General features: G+C 40.7%; 23 protein-coding genes and 1 pseudogene. 12 read left to right on the top strand and 12 right to left on the bottom strand.

Annotated elements, in window-relative coordinates; all coding sequences use genetic code 11:
• Positions 1-68 precede the first annotated feature (68 nt).
• Positions 69-222, top strand: a pseudogene (locus tag WSC_RS24875) (DUF2145 domain-containing protein); the annotation flags it as partial.
• A gap of 94 nt (positions 223-316) precedes the next feature.
• On the opposite strand, the gene WSC_RS0111930 reads toward WSC_RS24875, so the two are convergent.
• The 5 genes from WSC_RS0111930 to WSC_RS24180 form a co-directional block, all read right to left on the bottom strand.
• Positions 317-1,558, bottom strand: coding sequence for a glycoside hydrolase family 88/105 protein (locus tag WSC_RS0111930; protein WP_016956164.1), 1,242 nt, complete (start codon positions 1,556-1,558; stop codon positions 317-319).
• Between the two features lie 105 nt (positions 1,559-1,663).
• Positions 1,664-2,551 carry a LysR family transcriptional regulator gene (locus tag WSC_RS0111925; RefSeq protein WP_016956163.1) on the bottom strand — a complete coding sequence of 296 codons (888 nt, stop codon included), beginning with the start codon at positions 2,549-2,551 and terminating at the stop codon, positions 1,664-1,666.
• Complete coding sequence (locus tag WSC_RS0111920; protein WP_016956162.1) at positions 2,551-4,278, bottom strand: HEAT repeat domain-containing protein; 1,728 nt, start codon at positions 4,276-4,278, stop codon at positions 2,551-2,553. Before WSC_RS0111920 ends, WSC_RS0111925 begins: the two co-directional genes overlap by 1 nt.
• A gap of 58 nt (positions 4,279-4,336) precedes the next feature.
• Entirely contained in the window at positions 4,337-6,229 is a 1,893-nt protein-coding gene (locus tag WSC_RS24870; protein WP_016956161.1) for a hypothetical protein, read from the bottom strand.
• Positions 6,230-6,313: 84 nt separating this feature from the next.
• Positions 6,314-7,762, bottom strand: a complete 1,449-nt coding sequence (locus tag WSC_RS24180) for a S8 family serine peptidase (protein ID WP_016956160.1) — start codon at positions 7,760-7,762, stop codon at positions 6,314-6,316.
• Between the two features lie 199 nt (positions 7,763-7,961).
• Between WSC_RS24180 and WSC_RS0111905 the strand changes: the two genes are divergently transcribed.
• The 4 genes from WSC_RS0111905 to WSC_RS0111890 all read left to right on the top strand — a co-directional run bounded on the left by WSC_RS0111905 (position 7,962) and on the right by WSC_RS0111890 (position 10,316).
• The gene (locus tag WSC_RS0111905; protein WP_016956159.1) at positions 7,962-8,456 is read left to right on the top strand and encodes an RNA polymerase sigma factor; all 495 of its coding nucleotides are present in this window, start codon (positions 7,962-7,964) and stop codon (positions 8,454-8,456) included.
• Positions 8,453-9,226, top strand: coding sequence for an anti-sigma factor family protein (locus tag WSC_RS0111900; RefSeq protein WP_016956158.1), 774 nt, complete (start codon positions 8,453-8,455; stop codon positions 9,224-9,226). The genes WSC_RS0111905 and WSC_RS0111900 overlap by 4 nt, the downstream gene beginning before the upstream one ends.
• Positions 9,227-9,479: 253 nt before the next feature.
• Positions 9,480-10,013, top strand: coding sequence for a CC0125/CC1285 family lipoprotein (locus WSC_RS0111895; protein ID WP_016956157.1), 534 nt, complete (start codon positions 9,480-9,482; stop codon positions 10,011-10,013).
• A gap of 60 nt (positions 10,014-10,073) precedes the next feature.
• Complete coding sequence (locus WSC_RS0111890; RefSeq protein WP_016956156.1) at positions 10,074-10,316, top strand: Rho-binding antiterminator; 243 nt, start codon at positions 10,074-10,076, stop codon at positions 10,314-10,316.
• Positions 10,317-10,345: 29 nt separating this feature from the next.
• On the opposite strand, the gene WSC_RS0111885 is transcribed toward WSC_RS0111890, so the two are convergent.
• Genes WSC_RS0111885 through WSC_RS0111875 form a run of 3 tightly spaced genes read right to left on the bottom strand, consistent with a single transcriptional unit; the run spans position 10,346 to position 13,301 of the window.
• On the bottom strand, positions 10,346-10,741 hold the full coding sequence (locus WSC_RS0111885; protein WP_016956155.1) for a DoxX-like family protein: 396 nt from the start codon (positions 10,739-10,741) through the stop codon (positions 10,346-10,348).
• The gene (locus WSC_RS0111880) at positions 10,725-12,386 is read right to left on the bottom strand and encodes a GGDEF domain-containing protein (RefSeq protein WP_016956154.1); all 1,662 of its coding nucleotides are present in this window, start codon (positions 12,384-12,386) and stop codon (positions 10,725-10,727) included. Before WSC_RS0111880 ends, WSC_RS0111885 begins: the two co-directional genes overlap by 17 nt.
• 42 nt (positions 12,387-12,428) lie before the next feature.
• The gene (locus WSC_RS0111875) at positions 12,429-13,301 is read right to left on the bottom strand and encodes a LysR family transcriptional regulator (protein WP_157447272.1); all 873 of its coding nucleotides are present in this window, start codon (positions 13,299-13,301) and stop codon (positions 12,429-12,431) included.
• Positions 13,302-13,390: 89 nt separating this feature from the next.
• Here WSC_RS0111875 and WSC_RS0111870 point away from each other — a divergent pair, with 89 nt between their 5' ends.
• Genes WSC_RS0111870 through WSC_RS0111860 form a run of 3 tightly spaced genes read left to right on the top strand, consistent with a single transcriptional unit; the run spans position 13,391 to position 14,602 of the window.
• Positions 13,391-13,771, top strand: coding sequence for a nuclear transport factor 2 family protein (locus WSC_RS0111870; protein ID WP_016956152.1), 381 nt, complete (start codon positions 13,391-13,393; stop codon positions 13,769-13,771).
• Entirely contained in the window at positions 13,768-13,983 is a 216-nt protein-coding gene (locus WSC_RS0111865) for a tautomerase family protein (protein WP_420170087.1), read from the top strand. Before WSC_RS0111870 ends, WSC_RS0111865 begins: the two co-directional genes overlap by 4 nt.
• 1 nt (position 13,984) lies before the next feature.
• Positions 13,985-14,602: a glutathione S-transferase family protein gene (locus WSC_RS0111860; RefSeq protein ID WP_016956150.1), complete on the top strand. Its 618-nt coding sequence runs from the start codon at positions 13,985-13,987 to the stop codon at positions 14,600-14,602.
• Positions 14,603-14,670: 68 nt separating this feature from the next.
• Here the strand turns inward: WSC_RS0111860 and WSC_RS0111855 are convergent, their stop codons facing one another.
• From WSC_RS0111855 to WSC_RS0111845, 3 genes are all read right to left on the bottom strand, one after another.
• Entirely contained in the window at positions 14,671-16,800 is a 2,130-nt protein-coding gene (locus tag WSC_RS0111855; protein ID WP_016956149.1) for a TonB-dependent receptor, read from the bottom strand.
• A 75-nt stretch (positions 16,801-16,875) separates the two neighbouring features.
• A complete protein-coding gene (locus WSC_RS0111850) occupies positions 16,876-17,955 on the bottom strand; it encodes a PepSY-associated TM helix domain-containing protein (protein ID WP_040394414.1) in 1,080 nt (359 codons plus the stop codon).
• Positions 17,956-18,035: 80 nt separating this feature from the next.
• Positions 18,036-18,467, bottom strand: coding sequence for a VOC family protein (locus WSC_RS0111845; protein WP_016956147.1), 432 nt, complete (start codon positions 18,465-18,467; stop codon positions 18,036-18,038).
• 155 nt (positions 18,468-18,622) lie between these two features.
• Between WSC_RS0111845 and WSC_RS0111840 the strand changes: the two genes are divergently transcribed.
• Genes WSC_RS0111840 through WSC_RS25090 form a run of 4 tightly spaced genes read left to right on the top strand, consistent with a single transcriptional unit; the run spans position 18,623 to position 20,600 of the window.
• Entirely contained in the window at positions 18,623-19,249 is a 627-nt protein-coding gene (locus WSC_RS0111840) for a class I SAM-dependent methyltransferase (protein WP_016956146.1), read from the top strand.
• A 12-nt stretch (positions 19,250-19,261) separates the two neighbouring features.
• On the top strand, positions 19,262-19,741 hold the full coding sequence (locus tag WSC_RS0111835) for a GNAT family N-acetyltransferase (RefSeq protein ID WP_016956145.1): 480 nt from the start codon (positions 19,262-19,264) through the stop codon (positions 19,739-19,741).
• A gap of 37 nt (positions 19,742-19,778) precedes the next feature.
• Positions 19,779-20,120 carry a ribonuclease E inhibitor RraB gene (locus WSC_RS25095; protein ID WP_016956144.1) on the top strand — a complete coding sequence of 114 codons (342 nt, stop codon included), beginning with the start codon at positions 19,779-19,781 and terminating at the stop codon, positions 20,118-20,120.
• A 9-nt stretch (positions 20,121-20,129) separates the two neighbouring features.
• Positions 20,130-20,600, top strand: coding sequence for a tRNA (cytidine(34)-2'-O)-methyltransferase (locus WSC_RS25090; protein ID WP_016956143.1), 471 nt, complete (start codon positions 20,130-20,132; stop codon positions 20,598-20,600).
• Positions 20,601-21,108: 508 nt separating this feature from the next.
• Here the strand turns inward: WSC_RS25090 and WSC_RS0111820 are convergent.
• Complete coding sequence (locus WSC_RS0111820; protein ID WP_016956142.1) at positions 21,109-22,083, bottom strand: alpha/beta fold hydrolase; 975 nt, start codon at positions 22,081-22,083, stop codon at positions 21,109-21,111.
• Positions 22,084-22,165 lie beyond the last annotated feature (82 nt).

Genomic DNA, 22,165 nt, shown 5'->3' with positions numbered 1-22,165 from the left:
ACTATAATCCTAGCGTCTTAACTTAGCAAATTGAGGTAATTCCCATGGCCGCATGCCATCAAAATTAGTTTGCAAAATCCGTTGAAAAATACGCCGCAGCCAAGAATGCGCGTGCATTTATGATTGGCTCGAGTTGGCCAACCACCGGAAGATTTACCAAAAGGTATAGAGTTTACCCATACAGCCGTCGCGATTTATCAAACAACTGATGTAGCTGAACTAAAAGCTGCCAGCCTAGCGCATTTTACCCCGCAGCCAGTGCAACATAGCCGCATAAAAACTTACTTAGAAAAAAACGCCTTGTTAGAGCATGCAATTAGCTACCAGCTGTAACAAAAGCGCTGTTATTTAACCCTTGATATTCAATCACAGATGCCGCCATTAATACGCCAACATAACCATGTGAATATTGTTTTGTTTGGCGGCGCGGCACTTCAATTGGTTCAACTGCTACATAAGCTGCATAATCAAGTTTGCTACTCATACCAGGTGCAACCGAGGTAATTTGTGGACCACCGTCACTATAAGTTTTGATGTAATCTTGCATTGAAACCCAAGCTTTTTGCGCAATTTGTGCGTATTCGTCCGCTAACAATTGCAGCTGCACACCTTTAGTTAAGGCATAAACGATCATACCGCTGCCACTAATTTCAGGATAATTATCCGGCTGTTCTGCTTGGTCTAATACTTGATACCACAAGCCATTTTTTGGATGTTGGGCGTTTTTCAGCCCCAGCGCGAGGCGCTGAAATATATGCGCTACCTTGTTGTATTCAGGATGTGATTTAGGCAAGTACTCCAATATATCTACCAAAGCCATAGCAAACCAACCTGAGGCGCGCGACCAATGCTGCGTTGCTTGACCGGTTATAGGATCTGCCCAATCACGTGTGCCTGTTGCATCCCATGCATGAAAAGCCAGATTAGTCCGAATATTAAAAGAGCGCTGTGCCAGTTTTAATACCTGCTCAACCGATGCGTCTACCAACTCAGCTTGGTCAAACATAAGTCCATAACGCACTAAGAATGGGTCTTTCATATATAAACCATCAACAGACGCGACATCTTGGTATTTAGCATTGTTTTTGTGCCAAAAAATACCGTCTTGGGTTTTATTAAACTGAGATTTTTGTCCATTCTTGCCAAGCAAATGGTCGCGCATTGTTGTTGCAGCTTTTTGGTATTTTTTGTCGCCGGTTTGTTGATATAAAAACAAACACAAGACAGCTGGGTGCATGCCATCTAATGTAGTTAATAAACCATTAATGCTGCCATCGGCATTGATATAGTCATCGGCATATTTTTGCACATAAGCTAAATACTGCGGATTGTTGGTTTGTAGATACACCTTAGCCATAGCATGCATGACTATGCTGTTGGAGTGATCCCAACCGTGGTGTGTTAATACATCTATAGTCGGTTGATAACGCTGAATAATTGAATCTGACAACCATTCAGCAACTTTTTGTTGGCCGTGGGCAAACTGAAGCGCGGCACCAATGAATAATAAACTAGCGATTAAAACTTGCTTGCGGTATTTGTGTAGACGATTTTCCATAATATTTTTTGTTGTTTAATTTTTATATGAGGGGCATAGCTTAAATCAATCAACAAATGGGTAAACAGGAAAATCACAAACACAACGTTTCCATTTTAGAAACCATCACTGAAAATCTTGCGACAAGATAAAATCGATAAAACACTGTGTTTTTTGCGCTATATGCTGCCTATGTGGGTAAATTAAATAAATTTCTAATACTTTGCTTTGATAATCACTCAAAAGCTCAATCAATTCACCTGACTGCAATTCAGCGGCAACCGACTCACGCGCGGCTAAACCAATACCACCACCGGCTTTAATCATATTAACCACAGCTTGTGGGTTGTTAGACGCTAATACCCCATTCACCGCAACTGTGATATCACCGCCATCTTTGCAGCCAAATAACCAGTTTGTATTGTCGTCTAAATGCTTGTCCAACACACATTGATGTTCAGCCAACTGCTGTGGAGTCGTTGGTAAAGTTTTATCCGCTAGGTATTGAGCGGATGCACAAACAATCAGCGGCCATTTACACACAGGCCTTGCGATCATATTTGAATCACTGACTTTGCCACTTTTTATCCGAATATCTATGCCATCTTTTAGCATATCCACCGGCTGATTTTGCAAAATAAGTTCTAATTTTATTTGTGGGTATAACTGGCTAAATTTAGGTAATAAACGTGTCATTACGTGCTCACCAAATGCAATGGGTGAACTAATGCGCAGCTTGCCACTTGGGGTATTTTGTTGAGTGACGACGCTATCGAGCATTTGTTCGTAATACTCAAGTAATTTGCGCGCATGCTGGTAATAATTCGCGCCCGCATCGGTCAACGAAATTTTGCGCGAGTTGCGATTAAACAAACGTATATTATGTGCCGCTTCAATTTGGCTAACATGTTTACTAACCAAACCTTTTGAAATACCAAGTTTGTCGGCCGCTATGGTAAAAGATGAATTTTCGACAACAGCAACTACAGTTCTAACCCCAGCTAAAGTATCCATTATTTATCCAAAGCAACTAGAGATTTAGCCGCCAATGCAAAGTTTTTACGCGATTTTTCTGATTTCATCATTTGTTTTAAATGGGTTGTCACTTGTTGTTTTTGTTGAGTTTGCTTAGCAAGTGCTTTAATGGCCGCAGCACGGGTTTGTTCACTGCTACTATTGACCGCCAACTCACTAACTTTATCAATTTCTGCACTATTCATTGAGAAGTTGCCGAGCGCCGAAAACAGCGCTTTGTGCACTCTATCTGAGCTTTCGGCTTGTAACATGCCAGAAAGCAAATTATGTGCTTTTTCACCACCAATTTGCCCTAACGAAAACGCTGCATTAGCGCGTACATGATCACTTTGTACTTGAGTGTATTTGGCTAATGTGTCTGTGTGTTTTTCATTAGCTGTGTTACCTAAACTAGCCACCAGTGCCGCTTGTTTACGGCTATTGGTTTCGCCAGCAAGCTTATTGGTTAATGCAGTTTCTAAAGTTTGACTATGTTCATTATTTTGCCTGCGAGCAACTAAAGCGCCGAGCGTCATAATAGTTGCACCATGCATAGCTTCACTGCCAGCAAAATCTTGCTCGCCTAGCAGCACAACTAACCTCTCAGTAATGTCTGCGGTTAAAGCTTTTTGCCCTTGAGATAATGCGCGCAATGCGCGGAATCTATTATTTTCTGAGAATAAATCCGTTTCAATTATGCCGATTAATAACGACTGGCTATTCACTGAATCTAACAAGCCTAAAGCATTGAACAAACGCATATTCGCCGCGTCGGAAAATTTTTGCTCCATTATCAATTGGTGCAAACTGTCTAATACAGGATCAAACTGTAACAACCAGTTGGCTAAGTCAGCAGTATCTATTTGCGCGAGATCTAAATACGCTAACTGACTCAACATTTGTTTACGCAATTTAGCTAATTCATCCGTAGTCAGGTGTTTTTCTGGCTCAACTAACTTTGGCCATGTATTAATATCTGCGGTTAAAAAGAATAAATCTGCGTTGGTTAGTTTTTCTAATTTAAACAAACGATATGTTTGTTGAGTTTGCATCGACAACTGTTTATTTTTGCCGGTTGCTAACAAAGTTTCGCTGCCCAAAATGCGCTCAACTAAACAATCATCTGGGGTAATTTGATGTTTAGACTTAATCACCTCAAATTTTTCAATTGGCTGACTGACAGTGCTGGCATTAGCTAAGTTGATATAGGCCTGTTTGCGCTTAATCAAAACTGGCGCTTGCCAACTATACTCAGCCGTCAACTCACCTATAGTATCCACTTCTTGCACACTGAGCTGTTGTTGCGATTTTTTGTCGGTGAACTGCAAATAAAAAGCTAAACCTTTTAACCTGTCTTGCTGCTCTTTAGTTAAATTTTGTGAGAACTGAAATTGATCGATTTGTCCCGCATAGGTGCGATGAAACTTAAACGGCAAAGATAAAATAGGCTCTTGCTGTAAAACTTGATTATCTAACTTTTGCTCAACCTCGGTTAACTGCAAGCCGAACCAACTACCTGTGTCACTTGCAGCAAATTGTTTTAATGCCATATTCGCGCGCAAAATATGATAACTACGATTGCTTTGTCCAAAGCTAAATTGGGTATGTGTTTTTATCTCTAACGAGTAACTTTGTTTGCATTGCTGCGAAGCTGCTGAAGCGCTAAAACAGCCAACAATTAATAAAAAACAGCCAAGAATAGTACGACTAGCAGATAAAAACGACATGATATATTCCATTAGAGAGGCGTAGAGCAGGAGCTGACACAAGCCAGCCCCAATAAACTTAGATACTGATGCTACCGTCTTTGCTATACAGAGTCCAAGCTTTGTTAAACACACTTGGTGTTTGGTATAACCATAAATAATAGGTAGTGGTTTTTGAGCCACAAGGGTATGGTATGCCCCATTTTTTACACCACTTAATGCCTTTAACATCAGCGTATAAACCAAATTTACCACTGATAATATCTATCTCATCTGTCAGAGCAAAAGCATATTCAATACGCGGATTAACTTGACCATCGTCCAATAAGGCTAAGTTCGCTTCACTGTCTAAATTCAACACATTATCCAACAAGGTAATTACAATAGTCACACCTGCCGAAGCTAAACCTATGCTGACACCACCATTAGCAAACCCACCAAAGTTAGTGCTAAAAATATCACCACCCGCAGTTAATTTACTTGCGTAAGCTATGGTAAATTCAAAACCAACCGAACCATCTAAACCCGCTTCAATCTTAATTGGAATTGGCCCTACAGTGAAAGTTGTACTAGCTAAGACGCGTCTTTCTTCCCAAGATTTTTCAAAGGTTTTAGAGAACTGCGCTACATAGTTTTCATCTTCAAACACTGTGGTATTGAAGATAATCATTTCTGATTCATAACCTGTATTTAAGCCAGAGGTATAAGCTTGGCCATTAAAACTAATGCCAAAAATGGTGTTTTGAGCATTAAAAATCCACATATCTACCGAGCCACCAGCTTCGGCAACAGCACCTTGGCCAGTGCCAACACCGAGTAAATCTAAAGTTAGGCTACCGGCTAAATCAACCGCGACTTTAAATTTGCTCGCATCACCATAACCTTTGTTATATGAACCATCGATAATGAGCTGATTACCTGTATTGGTAAAACGTCGCGCTGTGCCTTCGGTCGCTGGTTTTGCTGCAACTGTATCGTTTTCAAAGAAAAACAACGGCAAATCTAGCTGGTACACATTATTGCTATCATCGTGCTCTGGCAGGCTTGAATCGGTTAAGTCTTCTAAGGTAAATCTAAGTGATAAGGTATTATCTGCATCCGCTTGAAAAACAGAATATAAGTTCTGCAACTGTTCATCGGTTAAAGCTAAATCAAAACCAAAAAAGTGTTCATCCCCATTGTAGGCAAAATCAATTTGTGTAGAAGTTTGATAACTTGCTTGAGCATTATCCCACTGCGACACAACTTGGTAACTGCCGTTAATTAAAACTTCAACCGTTAGTTTGGCAGATGCAGCTTCTGCACCATGGTAGATGGCGTCTATATGACCTATGATGTCTGCATGATGATCACCGACACCTTCATGGTGGTCTGGCGAATCTAACACCACTAAATCACCATCCACTACAACTTGTTCAAACAGAAATTCGTGCTCTGGGTGAACTTCAATATCTAATTCATACGCGGGGAAATTGCCGACTATATGATCTTCATTATCAATATTTGGGTGATTATCGTCTTCGTTGTCTTCTTCAACTTCATTAAAAGGGTCAACTTGGGCGACTAACCAGTATTTACCGCTTTCTGTTACATCAGCCGGAATTTGTGCGTTTATTGAATAAGTGAAATGACCTTCACTTAACATATCGTGTGACAGGCTAGCTAAATGATGTGCCGCTTCAATTTCAACTTCGACAGCATCATCGTTCGAACCGTCAGATTCAGCATGTACTAGATAAAAGTCGACTAATACATCAACATCTTCTAAATCATCTACCACTAATGTGTAATCAAAATGCAGTTGGTCACTGGCGGTGTAAATTTGATCTGTTGCGATATTTATTTCGGTAATGGTTAGATTGGGTCTGTCATTACTAATTTCTATCTCAACTTGGTTACAAGCAGACAGAATCAAGGCGGATAAACCCACAAGCAAGTTGTGAGCGTACAATTTAAAGCGGTTGAGTTTCATGGTGATATCCCTAATTTTTTGCGGCTATTATCTATGAAATTAGCCGAACCTAAATGATTATAGGCGAAAGTTGCCAAACCGCTCTCAATTTATCCAGCCATAACCAAAAACCGTATCCTTTCCTGGCTCACCTAAGTCAACCGCTTGGTTGCGCAACATTAATTTGGCTTCTAAACCCAAAGTGGGTTTGTTATTAATTAAACAGGCTATATGTGCAGCCACAATAGGCGCGGCGAATGAAGTACCACTTTGGCGGATAACCTGTTGTTTATCGGCAAGTACCGGCATATATACCCCCAGCGCAGCAAAATCAACTTGTTGACCGCGCACGGCCCATCGGTATATTTTTTGATTTGTTTGCACTGCGGTTACACCGATAACCTCTGGGTAAGAAGCAGGGTATAAAGGTGCTGATGCAGGCCCGGCATTACCAACCGCAGCAACTATCACCACAGGTTTCGCCGCTACTTTTTTAATCGCCCGTTGCAATAACGCATTATCCGGCCCAGTTAAGCTCATATTAATCACCCGCACATCTTGCTCAGCCAACCAATTCAACCCACGAATTAAACTTAACATGGTCGCACCTTGGCTGCCGTTAGGCCTTTGATAAAACGCCGATGCATTAACTACCTGCGCATTTGGCAACTGAGCAAAAGCATAATCTTGGCTCAACCAAATACCCACCACACCAGTTCCATGCGCCATTGCTGGCGTTAAACCTGTATCAAGAAAATCTTGTTGGGTTATTTTGTTCGCTGGTAATTGTGGATGACTCTGCTCGATTGCTGAATCTAACATACCCATTTTAAGCGGCTGCTTACAGACTAGTTTATTTGCTGAGTGCTGAGCTTTGGCTGTTGATGAATTATCTTCAGCTTGCAACTGATAAATAAAATTACGCTCTAGGGTCAGCTGTTGTATAACATCCACAGGCATATTAAGTAATTGTGCTAAAAATGCCTGCTGCTCGGCAAGGCTTGCATCTTTGTTCAATTGTTGAGTTGCCGCTGGCGTAGTGCGCAAGCGAATAATTTGCATATCGAGCGCAGCTAAATGTTCAATCGAAAACTGCTCTATGGCGGTTAGCTTGTTCGCTTGTTGCAGCTGTTGTTGCCATTTAACTTGCACTTGCTCAGTATCAAGCTGAATTAACCATTCGTTTGCCACTGCCAATTGCTGCGGCGGGTATACAGCTTCGTCAAATACCTTGTTACCTCGTGCATCAACAATAGTAAAAGTTTGCTGAAGATTCTTGCTAATACCAGCCAATAGAATATTTTCTGATTCAGCGGCTAGTTCAATTGGCTCGAGCAAAGGTTGAATTTTATCTTCCAGCTGTGTAGGCAATTCAATCAAATTGTCGGCTTTTTCATCAGCTTGCTGTAACACCTGTTCTAGCCGCTGCTCAGCAGTTTCTGTGCTTTGTTCAACAACATCTGTCACTTGCTCCAACACATCGGCAGCTCCCGATTGAGCGGTCAAACTCAATATGAGCAGTACTACAGTATTTAACCGAAAAAATTTAACCATTTCACACTCTCGTTGATGACAAGCCTTCTATTATTAAACTAACGTTTAAAAGGGACTATTTATTCCCATATAAAGTAAAAATACGACAACACAAAACAGTACGAAAATAAAATTAAAAAAATTTAATTTTTTTCGGAATAAATTTTTCGCTGACACGTTATCTAAGTAACAGTTTAACAAAAACGAGGCATAAGCCAGTATGCAACAACAGATTATTAGAATTGTGCCACAACTTAGGCGATTTGCTTTTGCTCTAACAGGCAACCATGCCGACGCCGACGATTTGTTGCAAAACACCATTGAAAAGTTATTGCGCCAGGCCCCTGAAGGTGACGAGCAAGATTTAACTAAATGGGCGTTTAGAGTATGCAAAAACTTATGGATTGACGAATATCGTTCGCGCAAAGTACGCAGCCAAGCGACTAGTCAACCAGAGTTAACTGACAATCAAACAGTGGACGGCGAACACGCCATTCAAAGCGAAATTGCATTGAATCAAGTAAATCAAGCAATGGATAAACTACCGGATGATCAGCGCAGTTTAATTGCTTTAATTGCGCTTGAAGGCAAATCGTATAAAGAAGCCGCAGCGGCATTAGATTTGCCAATTGGCACAGTGATGAGCCGTTTAGCCCGCGCCCGCAGTGCATTAGCAGAATATTTAAAAGTGACTCCACAGGAGGCCAACGCATGAAGATTACAGATGAAAAACTTTCAGCCTTTTTAGATGCTGAACTAGCTGAAAATGAAATGGCGGAAATTCGTCAGCAAATAGCCGACGACGAACAAATTGCCATGCGTTTAGCCGAACTGAGTATGGTGGATGAACAAATTAGAGCCACCTATAGCCAGATTGATGATCAGCCATTGCCACAAGGGTTAAATGACTTATTGGCACAGCCAAGTGCAGCAACCCAAACTGAGTCGAATGTGGTTGAAATGGCCAGCTGGAAAAAACCTGTTAAGCAGTTGAGTCAGTTTTTATCTGAACATGCTGCGCAAGCTGCCAGTGTCGCGTTAGTTGCGGGTGTGATGTTAGGCGTATTTAGCCAAACTCAAACATCATTACCAACGGCAACTGATAATTGGCAACAACAAGCGGCGGTTTTAGAAAACAGCCTATCTGGCGATGCTTTTAGTTTGGATGACGGCAGCACACTGACCCCTGAGTTAACTTTTATTAACTACAGTCAACAAGTTTGCCGCCAATATAAAGTTTCATCCTCTGCTGGTGAGATTAGTAAACACATAGCCTGTAAGAGTGGTGACAACTGGCAAAAAGTTGCGAGTTTTTACCCTGAAACAGCGAATAATGAATATCAAACTGCGTCTGGTACGGCGTCGTCAAGCAATGTCGGAGCAGAACAGTTAATGCAGCAAAGCATTGATGCGATGATCAGCAGCGACTTTTTAATGCCGCAGCAGGAGCAATCGCTTAAACAAAATAAGTGGCAAGTGAAGTAAATTGGTCGCATCGGGAGTCACGCATGTACTCGAGCATAATTTTCGCAAAAACAGTACAACATGGGAGTTTTAGAGTTGGAATTCGTCCATGAAGGGCAGGCCCTGTCGCCTTCCATGGCTCCACCTCATCAAGCTGCGAAGCGATGCTTCGGTCTTGATTCGCCCATAAAAAGAGATTTTGCTCTAAATTATCGCTCTAGCACATGCAATGCAGACCCCGTGCTAAAGGTTATATTGATAAGAGGTACACATTATGAACAGCTTAAACAAACTAGTATTAACTTTAATCAGTGTTATTTTAATTTCGGCGTGTGCCAGCCAACCGGCATATCGTCCGGCAAAAGATAATGGCTTTGGCTATAAAGAAGTCAAACTAACCGAAGACAAATACCGCGTGCATTTTAAACACCGCAGCGACGACAGAGCACAGGCGATGAACTTTGCGTTATTGCGTGCAGCTGAGTTAACTAAACTAAACGATTATGACTGGTTTGTCGTAACCAACCGCGAAACCATAATCGATAAAGAAAGAGTGAGTCCTCAAAGTGGAGTATCTGTTGGTCGCAACCACAATGTTTACCGCGAATGTGGATTACTTGGCTGTCGCACGCGCAGCGAACCAAGCACTAGCGTTGGCTTAAATATGAGTTTTGGTGATAGAGACAAAAGTGAAATTGAAAGCATACTCGAAGTTAAATTAGGCAAAGGTGAATTGCCAGATAACGACCAAGCTTATTTAGCCAGCGAGTTATACAATAACTTAATGCCGTTAACTAAAGACGAATAAAATCAATCAATTTACCAAGATAACCCGCCAAGCGCGGGTTATCTTTTTTTGAGAAAAACCATGATAAGTTGCAGCGACTACGACTATATAGAAATAGTCTGTTTATTTAACTATCCCATCCAACTCACGCTAAAAAATGGTGGCAGCATTATAGGCACAGCACTAGATACCACCCGCAATGACGCCCGCGAAGAATGTATAAAAATAAATATTACAGGCAAAGACACACTAGTTGTACTCGACTCGATAGCTAAGTTACGCATAACAGTTGATAACCCACATTTTGTTGAGGTGGTATTTTAAACTCGCTGAATATCAGCGACGAGCCTAGGTTAACTCACATCTAGCCGCTTTTGCTCCTTCACCTCATTCAACAAAATCCAACTGAGTCCTATCAATGGAATATTGGTTGTTACCGGATTAAATGCTTCGATTAATAGTTGTGGTTGCAATACAGCAACAAACAATAATAAACCAACCAGAGCAACAATATTCAAAAGCACAATTGTTCGGTTACGGTAGAAAATAAATAAAATGATGCCAAACAGCAGCTCGGAAACTCCGACAGCTTTGGTAATGTAATAAGACAGCTCAGTAGAAAAACCTAAGCTTGCGGTCATCAATTGCTCCAGCGGCGCAATGTGGATTAATTTTGGAAAAAGTCCATGATAGATCCAACTGAAACTAACAAGGTATCTAGCAAGTTGCATCTTATTTTTCGACTCCATGACCAGCCCCACTAGCTTGTGCTTTATGCTGTGATTTCAATTGATACATACGGCTATCGGCAATAGATAAACAATGCGACGCCGATTTACCTTCTTCACTAGTCGCTATGCCATAACTAACGCCAGATAGCGGCCAGCGCTCTTTTACTTGAGCATTTAAATCAACCAGTATTTGTTCAATCTTTATGGTTAAACTCGCTAGGTTATTTTCAGGAGTCACTTCACATAACCAAATAAATTCATCACCTCCGGTGCGAAAAACTAAGCCTAAATTGCCGAGTTGTTGCTGCATTAAGTTAGCCACATAGATTAAAAACTTATCCCCCTTCGCATGGCCTAACTGGTCATTTAATTCTTTTATACTGTCGCAATCGATAAAAACCACCAAATATTGATTTTGTAACTCAGCTAGCTGTTCATTTAATAATAAACGATTACCCACCCCAGTTAACGCGTCGAATCTAGACTCATGCATAACATGGTTAAACTCTTGCTGTTTTAACCTCAGCCATTCGGATAAGGACAATAAAATACACACACAATCGACCGACAATGCCAACATAACAACCAGCTCAGGTGATGGGCCGTCAAAGGCACTGAAATGCGATAACATGTAGTAAACCAATGACAGGCTATACACTAGGTTACCGGTGAAAAAGTATTTAGCTCTGAAGTCTTGCAAGCTAAGCATTTTATAGCCAACAAATAAACTCACCCACACCCATATACCGGCAAGCAAATGCGATAAATAAAACACCCAAGTAAAAGGTAACAATACCATTACTACACCCAACAAGAATGCGGCATTGGCGTAATACACTAATAAACGATTTTTTAGCTGTTTAAAGCGATCAAAATTAAATAAGTAATAGGCAAAATAACTAGCGCAACCAATGGCAAACGGGAATAAGTACATACCGGCATAGCTAGTATTAACCGGTGATATAGGATAAATAATTTGTCCAAGGCCAGCCGCAGCTGCCCAACCTAACCCATGTAAACCCAGGTAACCGAAACAAAAAGCCGCGACTTGATAACGCGTTTTTACAAATAAAATCAGCGCCATTATTGCCAGCATCAACATTACGGTAATGGTGACGATAGACAGCGAGTTAACAACAAACGAGTTAGCAATAAATTGTTTTTCCGACACAACAGATATATGCACTGGTGTTGGATAATGTTTAGCCTGTAGATAAATCCACAATGTACCTGTGGTCGCTTTTTCTAACGTGAGTTTAAATGCTTGCCCATGCATCAAGATAACCGACTGCGCTTGCTGGAATTGCGAGAAGTCTGCTACCTGTTGAATATTACCCGACTCGTCTTGCCAATAAGCTTGGCCTTGGTCTACAAAATTTGCCACCGGCATTACATACCAAGCACCCGCGTGTTTTGCTTCTATTGGTACTTTTGCCAAAACCGCGCCCTTTTGCCCCAATAAGGATGCTGTAGTCGCAGATGCTTGTGGGAATTGTTTAATGAGCTGTGGAACATCAGTTAACTGATCTGCTTGCAACAAGTACCATAATGATTGGTCTTGTAGCGTCAATTTATTCTCTGTTAACAAATTAGCTTTAACTGGCATAGTTGCGAATAAACAACTGAATAACAGCAAGATAAATTTTAGGAAAATGCTCTGCATATACTATTTATTCCCTTGAATTCAATATGAGTATAGGCCAACTCATTTAAGCTGCGACCACTCACCGGCAAATAGTGCAATATTTTGTTGTAATACCTGCTGCAAATACTTACGACAAACTTGAATTCTCGCGGTATGACGTAAATCAACATGGTTTAAAATCCATATGCCCCAGTTAGATCTTGGCAATGGATGAGGTAAACGCTCAATATCATTATTTTGCATTACATCCGGCATAAAACACGGCATTCTCGCAAGACCAAAACCAGCCTCAACCGCAGTATACATAGATTGCAAATCATCTACCTGCATCACCACCTCAGGCGCAGTTAGTTGCGAAGCCCAATGTGGTATGCCTTTATCACGCTGCCAAACAATTAACGGTGTGCGCTTTTGCACATCCAAGTCTTTATGTTTATAAAAAGCATGTTGCATGGTCGTGACACAAGTGCCAATTAAATACTCAGGTGGGGTTTCGGTAAAGCGCACGGCTAAATCAGCCTCACGATTTGCCATATTGTGCAAGCCTTTTGACACTTGCAAATTTAACCGAATATCCGGGTAATTAAGCGTGAATTGGCGTAAAGGTTTTGCCAATACATGGTCAAATAATTCATGTGGCATGGTTAAGTTAATTTCACCGGCTAAACGTGCATCTTGCCCAAGTAAGATACGCGATGCAGCAACATTGGCTTGCTGCATTTTTTCGGCTAATTCAAATACAGAAGCGCCCGCTTCAGTCATTTGATAACCCATTTGTGTGCGCTCTAATAACTTGACCCCATGTGCAGTTTCCAAAGCTTGTATACGCCTAGATACAGTTGAGTGATTAACACCTAATTTGGCAGCCGCTTGCGAAAAACTGCCGCTTTCAACCACATGTAAAAAGTATCTAAAGTCATCCCAACTGTGCATATTTGCAAACCCGTTGTGCATTTTCTGTGAATTTATCAACAAAGCACCGCTATGTACACTGCAAAACAAATGACTACGGGAGTTAAACAATGGATGAAACTCAACAGACGATTAAACAAGTATTGCAGCAATATTTTGATGCTTTGTACCACAGTGATGTCAGCTTATTGAAACAGGTGTTTCACCCACAGGCAAAGTACATTACAGCTAGCTCAGGCGAATTGGTTAATCTAACCATGCCAGACTATTTTGCCATGGTAGAACAACGCATTTCCCCTGCAAGTAAACAGCAAACACGTACAGATCAAATTGTACAAATAGACCTAATCAGCGACTGCACAGCATTAGCCAAAGTTAAATGCAGCATTCCACCCAAACACTTTGTCGATTTACTCAGCTTAATCAAACTTGATGGACGCTGGCAAATAATCAGCAAAGTATTCCACTACCAAATAGATAAGGAGTCATGATGCCAATTGTCACCATTCAAGTCACAGACGAAGGCGTGAGCAAAGCTCAAAAAGCTGAACTGATTAAACGTTCAACTGAAATGCTCAGCCAAGTTTTAGATAAAGATCCACAAACCACCTTTGTTGTCATTGAAGAAGTTAACTTAGACAACTGGGGCGTCGCTGGTTTACCCGTTATGCAATTTAGACAACAACACCTTTTGGAGAAATAACATGTACACCTTATACACTATGCCCGGCACTTGCTCGACCGCTATTCATATTTTGCTCAATCAGTTAGAGCAACCCGTTGAAATTATCCCTTTTGACCAAGTGGATAATTACCAACAAATAGCCCCCACCAAACAAGTACCAGCGCTGCAAGACGGTGATAAAATTTTAACTGAAGGCGCAGCCATTGTTCTGTATTTATTAGAAAAACACGGCGTCGCTTTGGACACTATAAGCAACAAACAGCAATTCCATTATTGGCTGATGTTTTGTTACGCCACGCTTCATCCAGCTTATAGTAAGTTGTTCGCAACTATGACTAAAATGCCAGATTCACAGGCCAGAAATGACTTTTATCAAAATATGGCTGAACGTATTTCCGAGTTATGGCAAATAGTGGATAAACAGCTTGCCAATAATGCCTATTTAGTTGGCGATAAACTTTCAGTCATGGATTATTTAATTGCTATTTACGCAAGCTGGGGCAATGTATTCCCGCAGCTAACAATAAAGCTAGGCGATAATGTGATTAAACATGTGGAAAAAATAGCCCAATTACCTGAATTTAAGTTGGCGTACGAGCGCGAAGGCGCAACTCACGCAATACCGGCTAATTCATAAAATCACCAAAAACACAAAAAGTCGCCTACGCGACTTTTTGTAGTTTAAGCTAACTGAGCTTACTTTAATTAAAAGTTATATTGCACACCTAAGTTAACCGTTGTGCCTAACCCTTTAACATTGTAGCCACCATAAGTGTACGATTGTGCTCGTGCTGAGAAGTAGTCTTTGTTAAACAAATTCTCTACACCCATAAAGGCTGATAAGTTATTGCTAACTTGATATTGAGTTGATAAATGGGTTACTTGATAGCTTTCTACCGGGCGTTGATCAACCGTGTAGTTTCCTTCTGCGTTTGCAGCAAATCTGTCTCTATCACCCACATATAAATGGTTCAAAGTGACAGATAAGGCATCAGTTGGACGCCAGTTTAAGCTCAAAGTACCTTTTGGTGGTGAAATCGCTTGGCTACCTAAGTACACATCCGCTTCGGTATTTTTACCTTCTACATAACTATAAGTTGCGACCAACTGCAAAGTTTCATGTAGCTGCGCATCAACCAAAGCTTCGTAACCCCAAATGCGTTGTGGTGCACGTACCGGCATATAAATACCCGTTTTTTCATCATAACTATTGGTTGTACCCAATTCAGAAGTACTGCGGTAAGCCGCAACTTCAAATCTTAAAGCTGAATTAATGTTTGAAGTAAAACCGACTTCATAGTTATCGATAATTGAAGCTTCAGTACGGATATCTGCAATATCAGTTACAGTTGCGCTGCGCAACAAACGGCCGATATCAGAAATATCTGCACCTTGTGAATAACTAAAGAAAGGTTGGAAATAAGGAGTGTATTTAACCTTCACACCCGCATTGTAGGTTGTTGCGTTATATTTTAGCGTATCACCTTTTACTTCAAACTCTTCAGAACAAGCATTACGACATAACACTAGGGTTTTATAATCATCTACCGCTAAATCAATGTTGTCTTGGCGCACACCGAGTTTAAAGATAATAGCATCGTCCACTACCCATTTAGATTGAACAAAGCCAGCTAGGTTTTTCATATCCATTTCAGGCACCCAAATACGGCCGTCAACAAGTGGTTGTGAAGTCACGTCTCTTAATGCATCCACACCATAAATTAATGTTACGTCAGCAAAAGCTAAATCAAACATAGAATTGAAAGTTGCGCGCGCACCAGTTTTGTCTGATTTGATAACAGATTGACCACCATCATAACCTTCAGCAGGGTTGGCTAATGAGGTTGAGAAGAAAAAGACGTTTTCAATATTTTGTTTGTAAAAATCAACTGTTAGTTGGGTATTTTGAAAAACGTTGTTGTCGGTATATTTTAAAGTGAAGTTAGTATTACCTTCTGGGCCTTGAGGTTTACCACGTTTTTGCAACTCTTTTGGTACATGGATAGCGTAGGTTTTTTCACCTTGATTTATGTCGCCAACCACATCACCTAAATCAGTTTTTTGCTGTGAACTATAAAAGTTATAGCTCATCTGCAACGATTTATCTTGGTCAAATTGGTAAGCTAAACGGGTAAAATAGTTTTGTGTAACAGAATCTGACATACCGTATTGAAGGCCAAGAATGTCACCTTCAGCGTCACGCTGTACGCCATTTTCTTCGTAGCTTGCTGTAACTAAATAGCTGAATTTATCTAATGTACCGTGCAATGCACCTTCAATACGGCCACCTGCACTTTCTTCTAGTTTAACCGCGCTAAAACGGCTTGATAAACTCACTTGTCCGGCAACTTGTTCTTTGCTGGCCTTTTTAGTGATGTAGTTGATGATACCGCCAGCTGCACCATTACCAAATATTGAAGTTGCACCTTTAATAATTTCGATGCGTTCAATTGCACTTGGATCAAGTGTTTTCACCCCCAAAGAACCGTTACGCAGTGGGGTAGATTGTGGTACACCGTCAATCATCACTAACGGTTTACGTCCACGTAATGTTTGGCCAGTATTGCTTGAGCTGCCTGTATCAGGTGCCATACCTGGCACATACATAGACAATAAACTCTGTATTTCTGGTGATACTTTTAAGTGTTGTTGAATTTTTTCTGAGCTGATTACTGTGATTGAAGCCGGAACTTCATCAATGCTTTCGATTACACGACTTCCTGTCACTATGATGTTTTCCATACTGTCTTGCTCGTCATTAGCCCAAGCTAAGTTTGGCAAACTAACAGCTGCGGCAACAGCTAAACTAACAAGTGAAAGTGGTGTATTTTTCATATATGCGCTCCTGTAAAAAGTGCGCGCATTCTAGGGTAAATGACCAACACAAGCAAATGATAATTATTATTATTTTCAAAACCACTTTCTTTTTAAATAAATGTAACCACCTGTTAACACAAACAATAATGGCGACAAGCCTAATACAAACCACAAAAACTGTACCAGTGATCCGGCAAAATTACCTATATGGAATGGATAACGGAAATTCCATACTTGGGTTGTGGTATTAGCGATACTAGCATCTTGCGTTTGTAAAACTTCGCCAGTGAACTGATCAAACCAAATATAGCTATACGGATGGAACTCACCCGGATTTTTCACCCGCAACATCACTACTTGCTCGTCTGGTTTAGCAAAATAGATGCGTTGTAACTGGGCATTTGGCATAACCTGCATTGCCTGCTGTAACATCTCTTGCCAGTTTAGCTGAGTGTTTGATTCAGTTGAGGTTACTTGCGGGTTAGGAAAACGCCCTTCTATTTGCCCCCAAGTGACAAATTCAACCACGGCACTGGTTTGTTTCGACCAGTTAAAGGTTAAACCACTAAAAGCAATTAACACCAGAGGGATAGTTAAATACACACCAACCACAGAATGTAATTGATAATAAAATATGCGTTTGTTTTTATGCGCTTTAATACGCAAACGTTTTAACCTTTTAGCCGGTTTAGCCCATAAATAAAAACCAACTAAACACAGCAGAATAAACAGAAGTACTGAGGTAGACACCCAGTTGCGTAATGGGTAAACATCATCTTGCTGCCATAACAACCATCTATGTAGATACAAAGTAAAACCGTACAAGGTATCTGTGTAATCATAAATAAGCACAACCTCACCCGAATACGGATTAAGGTTAAAGTACTTACCGTCTAAATAGCGCCCTTGCCAAACTTTATGTTTATCCTGCTCTATGCTCAAAAAACTGACAGGTTGGGCATGCGCTTGTTGAGCTTTTTCTAATAGCTGATTGTAATCAATCAACTGACTAGTCTGCGCGGGTTTAACCGACCAATATTGAGGATTCCACCAAGCCTGTATATCTTTGGCATACACTAATAACGCACCTGTTATAGACAAGATAACTAAGAAGATGCAAACACTTAAGGCAAGGACTAAATGAATTTGACGGAAAAAATTTTTATTTACCACAACAACAGCCAACTTGGGAAAAGTCGGCTTTATAGCAAATAATAATGATTATCACTAGTTTTTAAGAGAATTAGCCTAGATTAATTGTCACTTTCAGGCTCACAGCCCACCATCCAAGACACGCCGAATTTATCGGTTAATGAGCCAAATAACGGCGACCAGAAAGTCGGAGTTAATGGCATTTGTACCTCGCCCCCCTGTGCTAAACCATCAAACATTTCATGCGCTTGCTCTTGGCTATAACAGCTGATAGACAGTGATACACCACCAAATTGATTTTGCACATCAACACCGTCTGACATCATTACAACTGAGTCACCGACTTTGATACTCGCGTGCATAATTTTGTTGTCGAAATCGTCAGGCAACATAGCCTCAGGCATTGGCTCTGGGCTTTCATTAAAACGCATTAACAATTGTAGCTCTGCGCCTATTGCTTCAATATAGAATTCGATGGCCTCTTCACATCGGCCAGCAAAAAATAAATAAGGTTGAACTTGTACGTTTGCCATAATTTTTCCTGTGTGTGCAGCTTTGCTCTTCATTGGTTTAACTCTAGCTCAAGCTTTTATTTCTTGCTAATCCAACAATATTTTTGTGCTGATTTTTACGCAAATTTTATTTAAAGTAGCAGCCCTAGTTCAGGCATTTTAAAAGGAATTAATCAGTGCAATCGCAAGCAAAATTTTGGGACAAAATAGCCAATAGATATGCAAAACGGCCAATTGCTGACGTTGCAAGTTATCAGCACAAATGCGCAGTCACACAAAGTTATTTTACTTTGGACATGCAAGTGCTAGAGATAGGTTGCGGTTCAGGCACAACCGCCCTTGAACATGCCCCCTTTGTTGGCAACTACTTAGCAATAGATATAGCACAAAATATGCTAGATATTGCCAACGAAAAACTAGCCCAGCGTGAGGATTTACCACATTTAACTTTTGCCCAAGGCAGTTTAGAAAACTACCAGCAGCAAAAATTTGATACCATTTTAGCGTTAAATGTTTTGCACATATTGCCCAATGCAGAAGCGACGGTGCAGTTGGCCTCTAGCATGCTCAAGCCCGGTGGATTATTTATTACCTCAACCACTTGTTTAAAAGGTCAGATAAACTGTTTTAAGTTTCTTGCGCCAATCGGGCAATTTTTTAATTTAATGCCTAACGTCAACATGTTCAGTTTTGCCGAGTTAGAAAAAATGCATCTAAATGCCGGTTTTGAACTTGAATACATTTGGCAATCACCCAATAGCACAACCAATTATTTTTTAGTTGCGCGTAAACTCACTAATTAAACTTGAATATTTATGATAAAAATAATCCAGACCGACCTATCCCAAACAAATCACCAGCAAGCATTAATTACAGCGTTAAATAGTTATGCGCTTGATCCTATGGGTGGTGCCGCACCTCTATCCGATTATGTGCAACAAAACTTAGTTAATAAGCTTAAGCAGCGCTCTGATTACTTCGGCTGGCTTGTTTTTGATGATGACAAGGTGATTGGTTTACTTAACGCATTTGAAGGCTTTTCGACTTTTTATGCTAAACCTTTGCTTAACATTCATGATATTGCGATTGATAAAAATTACCGCGGCCAAGGCTTAAGTAAGCAATTACTTCAAGCGGCTGAAAAACATTGCCGAGAGCAAGATTATTGCAAACTAACTTTAGAGGTTTTACGCGAAAATGGCATTGCCAAAAACCTATATGAAAGTTTTGGTTTTCGGCCTTACCAATTAACTGTTGAAGGCGGTGCCGCAGAGTTTTGGCAAAAGATGCTGTAGCAGATATAATGCGACAAAATTTATTGTGAGTTTACCCATGTTTGACCTCCCAGAAGAAGACGAAACTAGCCAAATTTTGGCAGAAATGGCCGCTGAAGGTATAGACCTAACCCAGCCGATGCAAATTGATTTTTTTGCTGCGTTTGAATTTAAAGAACAAGCGGATAAAGCTTTGCCGCAAGTACAAAAATTGGCAGTTAAAAATGTAAGTTTTGCTCAAGTTAAAGTTCAAAAACCAGAAGCTGGCGGCGGGGTTGAATTGGTTGCATCTGTAACCTTAGTGCCAAATGCGGAAACTTTGGATGAATGGGATGAAGCTTTTACCGACTGTGTTGAAAAGCTCAAAGGGTATTCAGACGGCTGGGGCATAGCACTTTAAGGTTTAATTATGTTACATATCGCTTTATTTGAACCACAGATCGCCCCAAACACGGGTAACATCATCCGCCTTGCTGCTAACAATGGTTTTAAACTACATTTAATTGAACCACTTGGTTTTTCATTAGATGAAAAACAAGTACGCCGCGCCGGTTTGGATTATCACGACATTGCCAATTTAACCATTCATAAAAACTACGCTGATTTTGTTAAAGCTGTTGAAGGTAGCCGCATTATTGCCTGTACCACACGTGGTACTCGCAGCCATACAGACATACAATATCAAGCGGGTGATGTATTGTTATTTGGTGCTGAAACACATGGATTATCCGAAGATGTCCACCAACAAATACCTGCTGAGCATAAAATCCGTATTCCTATGGTGAAAACGGATAATAACAGAAGTTTAAATTTGTCGAACTCAGTGGCAATTATCAGTTACGAAGCATGGAGACAGCTTGATTTTGTTGGTGGGGAGTAGTTTCTCTATCTACCCACCATTAGGCTATATTGCACGTATTCGACGCGCTAAAGATCCAATGCCACCTACTCATAAATTGAATGGAATATTTCTCACAAAAGCGCTTCAAGGTCATCCCTGACTCGCTCGCACAAGATATCCTATCTTGTGAAGTTTTGCTCGAAACATCTCCATTCACCTTATTCCACATCACTTTGGCTTTTAGAATATATACTTCATGCGAGCACGATAACAATAGATCAGAGGTTGGATATGCAAAACACGTTAAATACAGGAAAGCACTAGAACAATAACTTGGAGCAAAACTCCTTTTTCACGAACAAACTAGCACTGAAGCGACAACATCGCCAGATTGAAGCCTGCTTGAACGCTAATTTTCTAAAACTTCAAAAGATAGGGATATCTTTTGTGAGCGGCCAGGGACTGGCGAAAAGCGTTTTTAGAAAATTATGCTTTAAGCGGGCTTAGTTGCACCCAACAACCAGCACCTCAGTTACACCCGCATACATCACCCCTGCAAAAAATGCCTAATCTGGGTAATGACCTCAGCCCGAATATCATCTGACTCCATCAAAATCTCATGCCGAGCATTTTTAACCAAACGCTTAATTGCATTTTTATCAAATTCACTAGCGTATTCATGCCATTTGTCTTGCGCAGTCAAACTTACCACTACATCCTTTTCAGCTTGCAGCAACAAAACATCACAATTTAAAAAACGGCTTTGCGACGGTAAACGGTTAATCAAACGCAAAGCCTCTTTGAGCCAAGTAGTAGTCACACCACCCAACTTGTATTGGGCTTGAATATCCTGCCCATATTCAAAGCGCACTTTACTACCGGTTAACACATTCTCTGCAAAATCAGGCCTATGATAAGGTACTTGACCAAAAAAGTAGCCAGGTTCACTTCTAAATATGCGATTAAGGCAGTCGACTACACTGGCTATGTAAAACGCAGTTTTTTGTGGCAACAATCCCGCATTAATGCCTAACATGGGTGCACATAACACGAGTTTCTTAATTTTAGGTTGATATAAGTGTAGCCAGTTGAGTGCAATTGCACTGCCCATAGAATGTGCGACAACACAGTTAGGTAAGTTATTGTCTAGAAAACGCGTGTAAGCAAGCGCTTTTTCCAGATCTTCCGCGTAATGATTAAAATGGGCGACAAAACCTTTTTCGCTATCTTTGAGCAATCTTTGTGATTGGCCTTGCCCTCTGTGATCAATAACAAAAACATTCGCTTGCGTATTAAACAAGTCGTAAATAACTTCTTGATACTTGAGGTAGGTCTCAACTCTGCCGGGTAACAGAATAATATTACGTTTGGCTTCAGGGTGAAGAAAAGTTGCGCAATATTGAGTTAAGCCATCCATAGTGGTTAACTCAATCGCTTGATGGTAACGCTGCCAAAAAGGGGTGATTTCTTGGGCAATAAAACCTTGCCAGTTAACTTCTCGCTCGGTAAGGCCAATCGACATAGTTAGCTTCCATAAACGTTTATACAATGTATTTATGAAAGGCTAACTTATCGTAACAGAATGTCAATTCAGGATTATTCAG

Source organism: Catenovulum agarivorans YM01, from assembly GCF_000281085.1.
Lineage (GTDB): Bacteria > Pseudomonadota > Gammaproteobacteria > Enterobacterales > Alteromonadaceae > Catenovulum > Catenovulum agarivorans.
The sequence above is the reverse complement of the archived record's forward strand: the minus strand, read 5'-3'. Positions and strand labels throughout refer to the sequence as shown.